This is a genomic window from Arthrobacter sp. Y3225116, assembly GCF_059091245.1.
The window spans coordinates 1-280 of the sequence record NZ_JBNHGL010000621.1; the positions used below are offsets into that span (position 1 = coordinate 1).

Genomic DNA, 280 nt, shown 5'->3' on the forward strand with positions numbered 1-280 from the left:
CGACGACGACCTGCGCCGCCACGGCGCCGACCTGGTGCTGACCTCCGGCGGAATCTCCAAGGGCGCCTTCGAAGTGGTCCGGCAGGCGCTCGAGCCCGAAGGGGTGGCCTTCGCCTCGGTGGCGATGCAGCCGGGCGGGCCGCAGGGCGCCGGCCGGATCGGCGACGCGGTCTTCCTGGCGTTCCCGGGCAACCCGGTCAGCTGCCTGGTCTCGTTCGAGATGTTCCTGCGGCCGGCGCTGACGGCGGTGCTGGGAGCCCCCGCTCCGCGGGCGGCGCTG

At 75.4% G+C, this 280-nt stretch carries 1 protein-coding gene; it reads left to right on the forward strand.

Annotation, left to right across the window (positions count from 1 at the left end):
• A partial coding sequence (locus AC5RV2_RS19250) for a molybdopterin-binding protein (protein ID WP_494093652.1) occupies positions 1–280 on the forward strand: 280 nt, incomplete at both ends.